The organism is Pseudomonas sp. GL_090 (assembly GCF_057837765.1).
This window is the reverse complement of record NZ_CM174452.1, coordinates 1,172,377-1,186,962: the sequence shown is the minus strand read 5'-3', so window position 1 is coordinate 1,186,962 and position 14,586 is coordinate 1,172,377. Positions and strand designations below refer to the sequence as shown.

Sequence of the window (14,586 nt, the reverse complement as noted above, 5' to 3'; positions counted from 1 at the left end):
GACCGTTCAAGACAACGCTGCTTGGGGACATTTCATTGGTGCGCACTAAACCTCCGAATCCCAGATCACAACGACAGTGCCGGAGTAATGTTTGGGCGTGGTTGGCGCGAGTACGATTCCAATTGCATCCTTGTGCAGCTCAAAGTGCAGCGTCCCGTTTTGTCGATCGACGTACTGACTGGGCTGGAACACGACGCCATATTCCTCTCCGACCTTCAAGGCTTGCTGCCTGACGGGATTGCCACTGCTGTCCATCAACCCCGCGGGCAAACTGACACTCACCACGATGGGAACGAAGATGTTGTTGCCGTCATTTATGTAGCAACTGGTTCCTGGGCCGAACTGACAATCCAGGAACATCTTGAAACGCGACGATGCCGAGATGTGGAAGGTCTGGTCACGGAATATCCGCACAGGCCTGCGCCCCGAGTGCAACCAGTTTTGCCAGCCGCCCTCCGGAATCATCTGGATTTTTTCACCACCGGGAGGAATGTCGACCTTGAGGGTGTGCTGAACATCCAGCACAAAATTCAGGGTCAGGTCGGGGTCGCTCGGCAGCATCACATCGCCCATGTCGAAGTCGCCACCAGGACCAATGCGATAACTCACGTCCCCCGTATAAAGCCCGGACGACATCGTCAGCGGATTCGGGGTTTTCAGCTCATAGGAGAAGTCCAGGTAGTCATAAGTCATGGCCGGTATCGGAAAACTGGCGGTCTTGACGCAGGTGCCTTGTACCGGGGTCTTCCAGAAAAATCCGTAGTAGCGGTCCGTATACAGTCCGACACCGCTGTAGGTGCAGGGCGGTGCCGCGTTTACCCAGCCTCCCCCTGGACCGCCCCATAAGGCGCGGTGCCCTTCAATGGCCGTGGCGGCACCTGTCAGATTGACCGCGGTATCACTGAGGATGTATCGGGAACCGAAACCGGCAATACGCACCTCGACGGTTTCCGTTTCGCCCGTTTCCCTGTTCGTCACCGTTAACGGACGCCACAGGGCCGGAATGCTGAACATCGCACTGTTGCGCGGCGACGCATTGGGCTGCATGGGGCTCGCCGACTCGAAACGCATGGGCAGGCGGATGCTGAAGGTCTCGTTATCCTGACACTGGCCGGGGTAATCGGCACAATAGCCACTGACCGGGGTTTTATTGACGAACATGTTTCGTTGCGGGTTGGCAGAGTCGGGGGTGAACAGCGCCCGGATCTCCTGGTTCACCGCCTGTACCGAAGGCGCCGCTACGACCGCCAGCATCCCCAGCCAGTGGCCACCTCTCAGCAGTCGGGAACATGTAGACGTTAGACTCATGATCACACTCTCTTGAACATCGGAATCGGGGCCGCTCAACCTGCCGTGCGCCGGTTGGAAGTGGCATCCGCCAAGGTGTCCGGCGAACAACGCAGATCACCGATCATCAGCACGTTGTTTTCACTGCGGTGCTGATCGACGTCGAGGCGGAACTGGCACAGCAACTGGTCGGCATAACGCACTTCCAGGGTGGGCGAGCCGGCATTCATTTCCATCGAGAAGAAGCCATCGACTTCGCTGACCCCACGGCTGGCGTGATTGATCACGTGGTGTCCCTTGAGCGGCCGCCCTTGCGGGTCGACCAGCCGGCCGAGCACGGTCAGGGTTTTCATCACCCGCACCTTGCGGTACTCCACACCGCCCTTGTTCAGGTGATAGCGGGTACGCGCCGGTTCGATGCTTGCCGCCGGCACATGGTTGCCTTCAAAGTCGAAGCTCACCGAGCTGTTTTTGTAAGCCGTGAGCGGGATGAAATTGCGCCCCGGGCGCAAGGCCGCGCTGCCGCCACTGAGGTCGTCGGCGCGCAAGGCGATGCCGTCGATGTCGGACTCGACGTCGACGATCATCCCCGCCCCGCGTCCCTGATGCTGGCTGGTCAAGGCCATGCGCCGGGCACCAACCACTAGCGTGCTGTCCAGGTTCAGGCCGCCGGTGAAGTTGTCGTTGAACGACGAGCGTTGGATAAAGCCATCGCCGTTGATCGCGTCGGTACGAAAGTTCGCCAGGCTCGAAAGACCGACACCATAGGTATCGCTGAGCGCCGTCACCGAGACGCTTTGCAGCACGTGGTCTTGCAGGTCCTTGCGGTAACCGAGCGAGCCATTATTGTCACGGCTGCCATCGCGGGCCGTGCGGCTGCCGATGCTGCCGGAAATCTGCTGCCCCGGACCGCCCAGCGCCATGTTGATACTCAGGTCGACGCCACGATTGCGCGCATCGCCGCTGCTGAAGCTGCCCGGACGGTCGAACAGCGACAGGCGCCAGTTGGCGTCGCTGCCGAACAGCACGGTGCGCTGCGTCCAGCCCAGGTCGGCGCCCACGCCTTCGACATTACCCTCGCTATGGGACACCCGCGCGTTGAACGAACTTTTCCGGCTGATCCGGTGATTGAGTGCCAGCGATGAATTGCTGGTCTGCCCGGTGAATACGTTGCGCTGACGCACACGGGTGCCGTCGGGCAAGGTCTCGTAGGTGTTGGTGGTGTCGAGCCAACTGCGGTTGTGGCTGATCACCAGACTGCCGGCGCCATAGTTGTACAGGCCTTGCAAGTCGGTGCCGGTGCCGTGGTCTTCAGTCTGATACAGGTTGGCGTAAACGCTGACGCTGTTGCCCAGGGTCCAGTCAATGGAGCTGCCATATTGCAGCGTTTCCTGCACCTGACGGGCCGACAGGCCGAGAATCACCCGTGGATGCAGCAAGTAGTTGATCGCTGCGCCGACGGTGGCATCACCACTGGCCTGTTGATCCCAGTTGCTGAGCAACTTGCTTTCCTGCCCGGCGAACAGGTTGTAGCGCCAGCGCTCATCAAAGTTGCGCCAGTTACTTGGCTTGTAAATCAGCTCCTGTGTGGTCGAGGTGATTTGACCATCCTCAATCAGTCGCACTTCCACTTCATAGATACCGCCCGGCAACGGACGGGTGTCGAGGGTTTGCAAACCGGCCGGGACTGACTGAGTGTTGATCAGCAGGCCATCACGATAGATTTCCACGGAGCCTTGCCGGTTGGCCGTGACATAAACCGGGTACACGCTGGGTTTGGGGTTGTCGATCGCCAGGCTGTCGGAGCTGCCGAACATCACACCCACCGCCGTATCGGGGCTTGTGCCGAACGAACGGGGCTCGCGCGTCAAGCCTTCGGAGTTGGGGGTGAAGTAGCCCAGGCGGAAAAAACGGCCTTCCAGTTCACGCTGGCCATAGAGCTCATGCACCGCGTGATAAGTCTTGTCGTCCGGACCGCCAAGACGAGACAGTTGCATGTTGAAGGTCTGGGTCCAGTTGCCCAGGCTGCCGCTGGCCTCCAGACCGTAACGACCGCCCAGATCTTGATCCTGGCCGCCGTTGAGATTGAGTTGGTTACGCACCATCAGGCCACTGCTGCCGCCTTCCGGTTGCTCGTAATAACGCTTGGCTTCGCTGTCGCGCTCGGCATTTTCGGTGACGATCGACAGCAATGAATTTTCAAGGTTGTAGTGCACCGCCAGCATCTGTTCCGGACATTGCCCGCTACAGGCGCCCAGCGTCACGCCGGGTTTCAGGATATCGGCCCAGGTCTCGCGCTCGCTGGCACTGAAACGGCTTTCGCTGGTGTCGGTGAAGTCGAGCAACGTCACCCGGTCATCGCGGGACAACACGATCATCGACTCGCCGAGGGGTTGTTGATCGAGCTCGACCCGAACCGCCAACGGAACATCGAAGAAATGCTCCTCGAACTCGGCCGGCAGGCCCTTGGCCTGAGCCAGCAAACTTCGCGGCGTGTTATCAATGGAAGTGGGCGCCGCAAATGCACTGCTACATAACAGCAGCGCAAGCGCCGCCGCGATGGGCGTCATCGGGAACATGAACGAATACTCTGATTGCAAAGAAGTCAAAACACGGCCGACAAACCGGAACGTTTGCCGACCGGGTACGTTACTTGGAACAAGTAAGCGTTTTAGCGTCGAATACCTTAATTAAACAGAAGGTTCAACGACCAACATGACAACACCGGTGTAGTCGCCGGCATCAGGTTTGCCGCCATTAACTGCACTGATTTTGAACGGTGCACGATAACGCGTATTGGACTCAGTATCTCCAACGACTTCTTGCGAAGTGGTGGTCAGCGTCTTGCCATTGAGTTCGACTTTCAAATCAATGGTTTTGCTACCGGCAATCAGCTTTGGCACGCCTTCGAGCCGCGCGTTGACCTTGCCGGCGGTATGCAGGACGTCAAAATGCCCGTCGACGGTTTTCATGGCGTCGATGCCTGGGTTGTAACTCATGTCCTGATCCTTGTTGACCAGGTCGGAATCAACCGGCACTGCGTAGAAGTCATCGGAAGGAACATGGGCGATCAGGCTGATGGAGTGCTTGGCTTCGGAAGCGGCAAATGCCATGGAAGAACTCAGAGCCAGAACAGCCAAGGGAGCAGCGAACGCAATTTTCTTGAACATCTTTCAGTACCTGTTTTTAAAAAGGATGAGTGCTGAAAATTCATCTCGAGTAAAAAACCGTCACGAGCAGTCATTTACCCAGCTGAACTTTCAACGCCGAAAGATGATCGTGAAATTTATCTTGAAAGTAAGCAGGCAAGTTCCTGCAAGTGCGTAGCCAAAGTGCTATGACTCTAGAAAGAAAAAACCGGAAATGACTATAAACTCAATGTTTGACTGTAAGAGACAGACTACAAACAGCCTTTTAACCACCACAACCTGGGCGATATTAACAAAGTAGCTTCTGTAAGACTAATACCACACTCCCCGTAAACAATGGCCCAAAACAACAGATTAGAGAGTTAACACTAATTTTGGCATTTGCACCTGCTCTGCTGACCCTTGTTTTTTGTGATTTGAAGATGATTTCCAGTCCGCTGCCGGGAGTGGCCGCTGGTCGGGAGGTCTTGCCTTCTCGCAAAGATATATCTTAAGTTGTATCTAAACGCGACGAGAGAAAGCAAAAAATGAGAGACCATCATTCCCCCCACCGCGACCACGGCGACGGCCGTGACGGCTTCGAGAAACGCCCCGCCCGCGAACGCGGCGGCCGCGGGCCCCGGGTGTTTGCCCCCGGCGATCTGAAGTTGTTGCTGCCGGCATTGATCGCCGAGCAGCCGTGCCATGGCTACGACCTGATCCGCCAGATCGAAGGCATGTTCGAGGGTGCCTACTGCCCCAGCCCCGGCGTGATCTACCCGACCCTGACGTTCCTGGAAGAAAGCGAACTGATCCTGGGCGACGCCGAAGGCGGAAAAAAACGCTACACCATCACCGACGCCGGACGTCTGTTCCTGCAAGAGCAAGCCGTCGCACTGGATGGCGTGCGGATGCGCATCGACGTCAGCAAGCGTTCGCTGCGCGGCCATGATCGCCCGGCGGAAATCCATGAGGCTGTGCATAACCTGCGCCACGCCCTGCAAATGCACCATGGGCGCTGGAGCCCTGACGAGATCCTGCGGGTACGTGACCTGCTCAACGACACCGCCAAGGCCATCGTCGACGGCCCCGCCGTTCAACCCGTTCAGGAGAAAGCCGAATGACTGAAGTGATCAGCACCATTCACCGCGTCATGCATGACATCAAACGCCGTCGCCTGGAGGTGTTGCGCGTGGTCGACCTGACTCCACGCATGCGCAGGATTACCCTCGGCGGCCCTGAGCTGGCAGGTTTCGTCAGCCTGGGCACGGACGATCACGTCAAACTGTTGTTCCCGCAGAACGCCGAGCAGGCGGCGGCCCTGGAAACCCTGGTGCTGGGCGCCGGTAAGGACAACGGTCCGCTGCCCGAGATGCGCGACTACACCCCGCGCCGCTACGACCTCGATACCCTGGAACTGGACATCGACTTCGTGCTGCACGGCGACGGCCCGGCCTCGACCTGGGCGGCGCAGGCCCAACCCGGGCAGTTCCTGCACATCGGCGGGCCACGGGGTTCGATGATCGTGCCGGACATCTTCGACAGCTATTTGCTGATCGGCGACGAAACCGCCCTGCCCGCCATCGCCCGCCGCCTGGAAGGCCTGGCGGCCAATCGCCGTGCGCTGGTGATCGTCGAAGTGGAAAACGGCAAGGAGCAGCAAGTGCTGCACAGTGCAGCCGAGGTCAATGTGATCTGGGTGCTGCGCGAAGGTGGCAAGGACAACCTGCTGACCACCGTGCGCCAGATCCAGGTGCCGGCCGGTAGCCTGTACGCCTGGGTGGCGACCGAGAGCAAAGTGTCGCGGCAGATTCGTCGGGTGTTGCTCGATGAGCATGGGCTGGACGAGCAGTTCGTCAAGGCGGTGGGGTACTGGAAGTTGGGGAACAGCGACGAGGAGTGACCTGCTCGCGGGCCTCTTCGCGAGCAGGCTCGCTCCCACACAGGGCGGATGTACGCAGTCCAACGTGGGAGCGAGCTTGCTCGCGATGGCGGCGCCTCAGACACTACAAACGCTGACTCTTGGTACGAGACCCAAGCCACCGATCCAGCCCGATCACCAGCAACGCAATCACCACAAACCCCGCCAACAACCCGCCCGCATTGATGAACACCTGTGGATAACCCAGCTTGTCGACATCGATGAACGGATACGGGTAAACCGCCAGCAGATGCCCGCGCAACAGTGAATAGGCGAAATACAGCAGTGGATAAATCACCCACGGCGCGATATGCCACCCGCGTAATGTGCCCTTGGGCACACACCGCCACCAATACCCCAGGAACAGCAGCGGCATGATGTCGTGCAACAGCTCATCGGCCAGCCATTGCCAACCCTCGGGGTGCCACAAGTGGCGCAGCAGCAGGTTGTACGCCAGGCTCACCACGGCGATGCTCACGGCAATCCCACTGCTGACCCAGGGCTGCAGGAACCAGCGACGCGCGGCTGACTCGCGGGATGTCCATTCGCAGGTCAGCACGGTCGCCACCAGGGTGTTGCTCAGCACGGTGAAATAGCTGAAAAAACTCACCAGCCCGCCGATCAGGCTGGCGCCCAGCGTCCAGCGTGAATGGAAAATCAGGTACATCTGGATGCTCAATCCCGCCCAGCCGAGCATGGCAGCCACCGCCACAAAACGACGGCGTAAGCCGGGCGGATTGACCATGTTCAAAGCGGTCGTTTAGTGCGCATCAACTTCACATACAAGCGTTCGACCTTCTCCCGCGCCCACGGGGTCTTGCGCAGGAACGTCAGGCTTGACTTGATGCTCGGTTCGCTCTTGAAGCAGCGGATATCGATGCGCTCGGCCAGCCCCGACCACTCGTAGTGTTCAACCAGCGCGTTGAGGATCTGTTCCAGCGTCACGCCATGCAACGGATCGGTGTTGTGTTCGGTCATGCCGGGCCTTCGAGCAGAGTGTGAATTGGAAGTCGCGCACCTTAGCCGAGGGTTTCGTTGGGTGGAAGCGATCTGTTAAATGTAGGTGATCCTGGAATCCTGTAGGAGCGAGCTTGCTCGCGAAAAACGCAACGACGCCGCTGGGTATCTGGTTTGACGCGTTATCGTTCACGACCATCGCGAGCAAGCTCGCTCCTACAACGAGCTGACTGTTACAAAATCCGAAAGGCTGCATGTCAGCGAAAGCACTTTCTCTATTTGTAACAGATCATTATCCTTGCGCCCCGCTGCCTGCTGAAACGCTTCTGCTTTCGCTTCACGCCTGCTGCTTTCCGTTTATCCCCAGAAAAAGATCAAGAACTCCGTCTCTATGCCTGACTTCAAATCCTTGCGAGACAGCGCTGTCTTTACAACCGCTGCCCACCGAAACATCCTGCCCCTGATCGGCGGCCTCACCGCGCTGGGCCTTGCCACCTATGTTCAGGCGGCGCCGGCCTTCGATAGCGATTCACCGTGGATGCTCGGCGACTGGAACGGCACTCGCACAGAACTCGCGGAAAAAGGCTACGACTTCAAAGTCGACTACACCGGTGAAATGGGCAGCAATCTTCACGGCGGCTACGACCATGACCGCACCGCGCGCTACAGCGACCAATTCGCCCTCGGTACTCACCTGGACTTGCAGAAGATCCTCGGCTGGGACGACGCCGAGTTCCAGTTGACCATCACCGAACGCAGCGGCAACAACATCAGCAACGACCGCATCAACGACCCGCGTGTCGGCGGCTTCACCTCGGCCCAGGAAGTCTGGGGCCGCGGCCAGACCTGGCGCCTGACGCAGATGTGGTATCAACAGAAGTTCCTCGATGAAAGACTCGACATCAAGGTCGGCCGATTCGGCGAAGGCGAAGACTTCAACAGCTTCCCCTGCGACTTCCAGAACCTGGCGTTCTGCGGCTCCCAGGTCGGCAACTGGGCGGGCGACATTTGGTACAACTGGCCGGTCAGCCAGTGGGCGATGCGGGTCAAATATCACCTGACGCCAGAGCTTTATGCACAGATCGGCGCGTACGAGCAGAACCCGTCGAACCTTGACCGCGACAACGGTTTCAAGCTCAGCGGCAGCGGCACCCAGGGCGCAGTCGTACCGGTGGAGCTGGTGTGGACGCCGAAACTCAACGGCCTGCCGGGTGAATACCGCGCCGGTTACTACTACAGCAGCGCCAGCGCCACCGACGTCTACAAGGACAGCAATGGCCAGCCTGCCGCCCTGAGTGGCGAAGCCTACCGCAGCGCTTCGAGCAAACACGGCGTGTGGCTGGGCCTTCAGCAGCAAGTCACCAGCCTCGCCAGTGACCACTCCCGTGGCTTGAGCCTGTTCGCCAACGGCACGATGCACGACAAGAAGACCAACGCCATCGACAACTATGTCCAGGCCGGCCTCGTCTACAAAGGCCCGTTCGACGCGCGCACCAGGGACGACATCGGTTTCGCCATGGCCCGCGTCCACGTCAACCCGGCCTTTCGCAAGAATGCCGAGGCGACCAACCAGGCCAATGTCGTCTTCGACTACGACAATCCGTCCTACCTGCCGCCCCAGGACACCGAATACAGCGCCGAACTCTATTACGGCGTGCACGTGACCCATTGGCTGACCGTGCGCCCGAACCTGCAATACATCCGCCATCCCGGTGGCGTGAACGAGGTCGATGACGCGCTGATCGGCGGGATCAAGGTCCAGTCCTCGTTCTAAAAAACACCGAAAAAACCCTGTAGGAGCGAGCCTGCTCGCGATGAGGCCATCACAGCCAACATTGATGTTGCCTGACCCACCGCTATCGCGAGCAGGCTCACTCCTACAGGGGTATGCGTCAACTGAATCGATTTATCTGAACCATGCCCGCGCCGGATCGTCATCTACAGTGAACTTGCGCAGGACTACTTGAAACGTCACGGAGAATCACACTATGAGCACTGATAGTGCCTCGAGTCGAAGCCGTCTATGGCCGACCCTGCTCGGCATTCTGCTTCTACTGATGGGCCTGGCCATGCTGGCCGGGGGGATCAAGCTGAGCATGCTTGGCGGCTCGCTGTATTACCTGCTGGCCGGTATCGGCATCGCGCTGAGTGGCGTGTTGCTGATCGCCGCCCGCCGTGCGGCGCTGGGCCTGTACGCACTGGTGCTGTTCGCCAGTACTGTTTGGGCGCTATGGGAAGTCGGCCTGGACTGGTGGCAACTGGTGCCGCGCCTGGCGCTGTGGTTTGCTCTCGGTGTAGTGATGCTGCTGCCGTGGTTCCGTCGTCCATTGCTGATCAACGGCCCTGCCCCCCTGGGCACCGGTGCCTTGAGCGTGGCCGTGGTCCTGGCCGGCGCCACCGCCGCGGCCAGCCAGTTCACCCATCCGGGCGAGACCTTGGGCGAACTGGGTCGTGACTCGGCTGACATGACCAGCGCTGCACCGCAAATGCCCGAAGGCGACTGGCAGGCCTATGGCCGCAGCGAATTCGGTGACCGCTACTCGCCGCTCAAGCAGATCACCCCGGCCAACGTCGGCAAGCTGCAAGAAGCCTGGCGCATCCAGACCGGCGATCTGCCAACCGCCGATGATCCGGTGGAGCTGACCAACGAAAACACCCCACTCAAGGCCAACGGCATGCTCTATGCCTGCACCGCCCATAGCAGGGTGCTGGCGCTGGACCCGGACACCGGCAAGGAACTGTGGCGTTTCGACCCGCAGATCAAGAGCCCGGTGGGCTTCAAGGGCTTCGCCCACATGACCTGCCGTGGCGTGTCGTACTACGACGAAGCGGCCTACGCCAAGTCTGAAAACGCTGCTTCGGCAGTGATTTCCGAGGCCGGCAAAGCCGTCGCCCAGGCCTGCCCGCGTCGTCTGTACCTGCCAACCGCCGATGCACGCCTGATCGCGCTCAACGCCGACACCGGCAAGGTCTGCGAAGGTTTCGGTAAAAACGGTGTGGTTGACCTGACTCAAGGCATCGGACCATTCACCCCCGGTGGCTACTACGCAACCTCGCCGGCAGCGATCACCCGCGATCTGGTGATCATGGGCGGCCACGTCACCGACAACGAGTCGACCAACGAGCCATCCGGCGTGATCCGTGCCTTTGACGTACACGACGGCCATTTGGTGTGGAACTGGGACAGCAACAATCCCGACGCGACCGAACCGCTGCCAGAGGGCGAGCACTACAGCCGCAACTCGGCCAACATGTGGTCGCTGGCCAGCGTCGACGAGAAACTCGGCATGGTCTACCTGCCACTGGGCAACCAGACCCCCGACCAGTGGGGCGCAGACCGCACCCCGGGCGCCGAGAAATTCAGTGCCGGCCTGGTCGCGCTGGATCTGGCCACCGGCAAGGTGCGCTGGAACTACCAGTTCACTCACCACGACCTGTGGGACATGGACGTCGGCAGCCAGCCAACCCTGCTGGACATGAAAACCGCCGACGGCATCAAGCCGGCTGTGATCCAGCCGACCAAGCAAGGCAGCCTGTACGTCCTCGACCGTCGTGACGGCACGCCGATCATCCCGATCAAGGAAATCCCGGTACCGCAAGGCGCCGTGAAAGGTGACCACACCGCGCCGACCCAGGCCCGTTCGGACCTGAACCTGCTGGCCCCGGAACTGACCGAAAAAGCCATGTGGGGCGCCAGCCCGTTTGACCAGATGCTGTGCCGCATCCAGTTCAAGGAACTGCGTTACGAAGGCCAGTACACTCCGCCGTCGGAACAGGGCAGCCTGATCTATCCGGGTAACGTCGGCGTCTTCAACTGGGGCGGCGTTTCGGTCGACCCGGTTCGCCAGATGCTCTTCACCAGCCCGAACTACATGGCCTTCGTCTCGAAAATGGTGCCCCGCGCCGAAGTCGCGGCCGGCAGCAAGCGCGAGAGCGAAACCGCGGGCGTGCAACCGAACACGGGTGCACCTTATGCGGTGATCATGCACCCGTTCATGTCGCCGTTCGGCGTACCGTGCCAGGCTCCGGCCTGGGGCTATGTGGCCGGCATTGACCTGATCACCAGCAAAGTCGTGTGGAAACGCAAGAACGGCACCAGCCGCGACAGCTCGCCATTGCCTATCGGCCTGCCACTCGGCGTGCCAAGCATGGGCGGTTCGATAGTCACCGCCGGCGGCGTCGGCTTCCTCAGCGGCACGCTGGATCAATACCTGCGCGCCTATGACGTCAACACCGGCAACGAGCTTTGGAAGTCGCGCCTGCCGGCTGGCGGTCAGGCTACGCCAATGACCTACACCGGCAAGGACGGCAAGCAGTACGTGCTGCTGGTCGTCGGGGGCCACGGCTCACTGGGCACCAAGATGGGTGACTATGTGATTGCGTACAAACTGTCCGAGTAAGTTTTAGCGGCAGTCAAAACAAAGGCGACGCCCTCACAGGCGTCGCCTTTTTATTGCCACCACCGCCGCCCCCTGTAGGAGCGAGCCTGCTCGCGATGGTGTGTCAGCCAAATTGATGCCGACTGACACACCATCGCGAGCAGGCTCGCTCCTGCAGTTGAACGGTGTCGCGCCGAATCCCAGCTAACCTGTCTCTGCGCTGAACACACCTTCGAAACACGGCTTCGCAGAAAATGACCGTTGAAACCACCGCCAACCTGCCCCATCTAAGACCCATACCCATTGCGCAGGTGCCCCCATGAGCGACCAGCAGGAATTCCCCGAAGACCCAAGCGAATACGCCGATCCGGAAAACGCCCCGCAGCACAAACCTGGCAAAGGCCTGGCCCTGCCTGGCCAAAACCTGCCGGACAAGGTCTACATCATCCCGATCCACAACCGACCGTTCTTCCCGGCCCAGGTCCTGCCGGTCATCGTCAACGAAGAGCCGTGGGCCGAGACCCTGGACCTGGTGGCCAAGTCCGAACACCATTGCCTGGCCCTGTTCTACATGGACACGCCCCAGGAAGACCCGCGCCACTTCGACACCTCGGCCCTGCCGCTCTACGGCACCCTGGTCAAGGTGCACCACGCCAGCCGCGAGAACGGCAAGCTGCAATTCGTCGCCCAGGGCCTGACCCGCGTACGCCTCAAGACCTGGCTCAAGCACCACCGCCCGCCGTACCTGGTGGAAGTCGAATACCCGCACCAGCCCACCGAGCCGACCGACGAGGTCAAGGCCTACGGCATGGCGCTGATCAATGCGATCAAGGAACTGCTGCCGCTCAACCCGCTGTACAGCGAAGAGTTGAAGAACTACCTCAACCGCTTCAGCCCAAACGATCCGTCGCCGCTGACCGATTTCGCCGCCGCGCTCACCTCGGCCACCGGCAGTGAGCTGCAGGAAGTGCTCGACTGCGTGCCGATGCTCAAGCGCATGGAAAAAGTCCTGCCGATGCTGCGCAAGGAAGTCGAAGTCGCGCGCCTGCAAAAAGAGATTTCCGCCGAAGTTAACCGCAAGATTGGTGAACATCAGCGCGAGTTCTTCCTCAAGGAACAACTCAAGGTCATCCAGCAGGAGCTGGGTCTGACCAAGGACGACCGCAGCGCCGACCTCGAACAGTTCGAGCAGCGGCTGGTGGGTAAAGTCCTGCCGGCGCAGGTGCAGAAACGCCTCGAAGAAGAAATGAACAAACTGTCGATCCTCGAAACCGGTTCGCCGGAATATGCGGTGACCCGCAATTACATCGACTGGGCGACCTCGGTGCCGTGGGGCGTGTACGGCGAGGACAAACTCGACCTCAAGCACGCGCGCAAGGTGCTGGACAAACACCACGCCGGCCTCGACGACATCAAGGACCGCATCCTCGAATTCCTCGCGGTCGGCGCCTATAAGGGCGAGATCAGCGGTTCCATCGTACTGCTGGTGGGGCCGCCGGGCGTTGGTAAAACCAGCGTCGGCAAATCCATTGCCGAATCCCTGGGCCGGCCGTTCTACCGCTTCAGCGTCGGCGGCATGCGCGACGAAGCCGAGATCAAGGGCCATCGCCGCACCTACATCGGCGCACAGCCGGGCAAACTGGTGCAAGCGTTGAAAGACGTCGAAGTGATGAACCCGGTGATCATGCTCGACGAAATCGACAAGATGGGCCAGAGCTACCAGGGCGACCCGGCCTCGGCGCTGCTGGAAACCCTGGATCCTGAGCAGAACGTCGAATTCCTCGACCACTATCTGGATCTGCGGATGGACCTGTCGAAAGTGCTGTTCATCTGCACCGCCAACACCCTCGATTCGATCCCCGGCCCGTTGCTGGACCGGATGGAAGTGATACGCCTGTCGGGCTACATCACCGAAGAAAAAGTCGCCATCGCCAAGCGTCACCTGTGGCCCAAGCAGCTTGAAAAAGCCGGCGTATCCAAGGGCAGCCTGAGCATCAGCGACAGTGCGCTCAAGGCGTTGGTTGACGGTTACGCCCGTGAAGCCGGCGTGCGCCAGCTGGAAAAAAACCTTGGCAAACTGGTGCGCAAAGCGGTGATGAAACTGCTCGACGAGCCGAAAGCCGTGATCAAGCTCGGCCCGAAGGACCTCGAGGCGTCCCTCGGCAAACCGGTGTTCCGCAACGAACAGGTGCTGTCGGGTGTCGGCGTGATCACCGGCCTTGCCTGGACCAGCATGGGTGGCGCGACCCTGCCGATCGAAGCCACGCGCATCCACACCCTCAACCGTGGCTTCAAACTCACCGGGCAGTTGGGTGATGTGATGAAGGAGTCGGCAGAGATCGCCTACAGCTACGTCAGCTCGCACCTGAAGTCCTATGGCGGCGATCCGAAGTTCTTCGACGAAGCCTTCGTCCACCTGCACGTACCGGAAGGCGCCACGCCGAAAGACGGCCCGAGCGCCGGCGTGACCATGGCCAGTGCCCTGCTTTCGCTGGCGCGCAACCAGCCACCGAAAAAAGGCGTGGCCATGACCGGAGAACTGACGTTGACCGGGCATGTACTGCCGATTGGCGGCGTGCGGGAAAAAGTGATTGCGGCGCGGCGACAGAAGATTTTCGAACTGATTCTGCCGGAGGCGAACCAGGGCAATTTCGAGGAGCTGCCGGAGTATCTGAAGGAAGGCATCACCGTGCACTTTGCCAAGCGGTTTGCGGATGTGGCGAAGGTGTTGTTCTGAAAGTGATGTAGTGCCTGCTCCATCGCTATCGCGAGCAGGCTCGCTCCTACAGGGTGTTGCGATGAACACACAATTTGTGAACACCGCCAACCACTGTAGGAGTGAGCCTGCTCGCGATGCCGTCAGCCCTGCCACCGCCTCCTTCCGCGGCTGTCACACTTTGTCTCATCTTAAGTT

Annotated in this window: 10 protein-coding genes; 5 read left to right on the top strand and 5 right to left on the bottom strand. The window is 60.2% G+C overall.

What is annotated here, in order from left to right; genetic code table 11:
• Positions 1-45: 45 nt before the first annotated feature.
• From AC3ITA_RS05230 to AC3ITA_RS05220, 3 genes are all read right to left on the bottom strand, one after another.
• A complete protein-coding gene (locus AC3ITA_RS05230) occupies positions 46-1,254 on the bottom strand; it encodes a hypothetical protein (RefSeq protein ID WP_489279669.1) in 1,209 nt (402 codons plus the stop codon).
• An 89-nt stretch (positions 1,255-1,343) separates the two neighbouring features.
• Complete coding sequence (locus AC3ITA_RS05225) at positions 1,344-3,866, bottom strand: CS1-pili formation C-terminal domain-containing protein (protein WP_489279668.1); 2,523 nt, start codon at positions 3,864-3,866, stop codon at positions 1,344-1,346.
• A gap of 111 nt (positions 3,867-3,977) precedes the next feature.
• Positions 3,978-4,457, bottom strand: a complete 480-nt coding sequence (locus AC3ITA_RS05220) for a CS1 type fimbrial major subunit (RefSeq protein ID WP_095943084.1) — start codon at positions 4,455-4,457, stop codon at positions 3,978-3,980.
• Between the two features lie 506 nt (positions 4,458-4,963).
• On the opposite strand from AC3ITA_RS05220, the gene AC3ITA_RS05215 reads away from it, so the two are divergent.
• Together AC3ITA_RS05215 and AC3ITA_RS05210 are read left to right on the top strand one after the other, a co-directional pair.
• Positions 4,964-5,539 (top strand): PadR family transcriptional regulator, encoded by a 576-nt coding sequence (locus AC3ITA_RS05215; RefSeq protein ID WP_489279667.1) that lies wholly within the window; start codon positions 4,964-4,966, stop codon positions 5,537-5,539.
• A complete protein-coding gene (locus AC3ITA_RS05210) occupies positions 5,536-6,318 on the top strand; it encodes a siderophore-interacting protein (RefSeq protein WP_489279666.1) in 783 nt (260 codons plus the stop codon). Before AC3ITA_RS05215 ends, AC3ITA_RS05210 begins: the two co-directional genes overlap by 4 nt.
• A gap of 103 nt (positions 6,319-6,421) precedes the next feature.
• On the opposite strand, the gene AC3ITA_RS05205 is transcribed toward AC3ITA_RS05210, so the two are convergent.
• Both AC3ITA_RS05205 and AC3ITA_RS05200 read right to left on the bottom strand, forming a co-directional pair.
• Positions 6,422-7,081 carry a Pr6Pr family membrane protein gene (locus tag AC3ITA_RS05205; RefSeq protein ID WP_095943081.1) on the bottom strand — a complete coding sequence of 220 codons (660 nt, stop codon included), beginning with the start codon at positions 7,079-7,081 and terminating at the stop codon, positions 6,422-6,424.
• A gap of 2 nt (positions 7,082-7,083) precedes the next feature.
• Positions 7,084-7,314, bottom strand: a complete 231-nt coding sequence (locus AC3ITA_RS05200; RefSeq protein ID WP_046041003.1) for a VF530 family protein — start codon at positions 7,312-7,314, stop codon at positions 7,084-7,086.
• Positions 7,315-7,684: 370 nt separating this feature from the next.
• Here AC3ITA_RS05200 and AC3ITA_RS05195 point away from each other — a divergent pair, with 370 nt between their 5' ends.
• The 3 genes from AC3ITA_RS05195 (at position 7,685) to lon (ending at position 14,409) form a co-directional block, all read left to right on the top strand.
• Positions 7,685-9,067, top strand: a complete 1,383-nt coding sequence (locus tag AC3ITA_RS05195) for a carbohydrate porin (protein ID WP_489279663.1) — start codon at positions 7,685-7,687, stop codon at positions 9,065-9,067.
• Positions 9,068-9,281: 214 nt separating this feature from the next.
• On the top strand, positions 9,282-11,693 hold the full coding sequence (locus AC3ITA_RS05190) for a glucose/quinate/shikimate family membrane-bound PQQ-dependent dehydrogenase (protein WP_489279662.1): 2,412 nt from the start codon (positions 9,282-9,284) through the stop codon (positions 11,691-11,693).
• A 298-nt stretch (positions 11,694-11,991) separates the two neighbouring features.
• Positions 11,992-14,409, top strand: a complete 2,418-nt coding sequence (gene lon / locus AC3ITA_RS05185; protein WP_095943077.1) for an endopeptidase La — start codon at positions 11,992-11,994, stop codon at positions 14,407-14,409.
• The last annotated feature ends 177 nt before the right edge of the window (positions 14,410-14,586 follow it).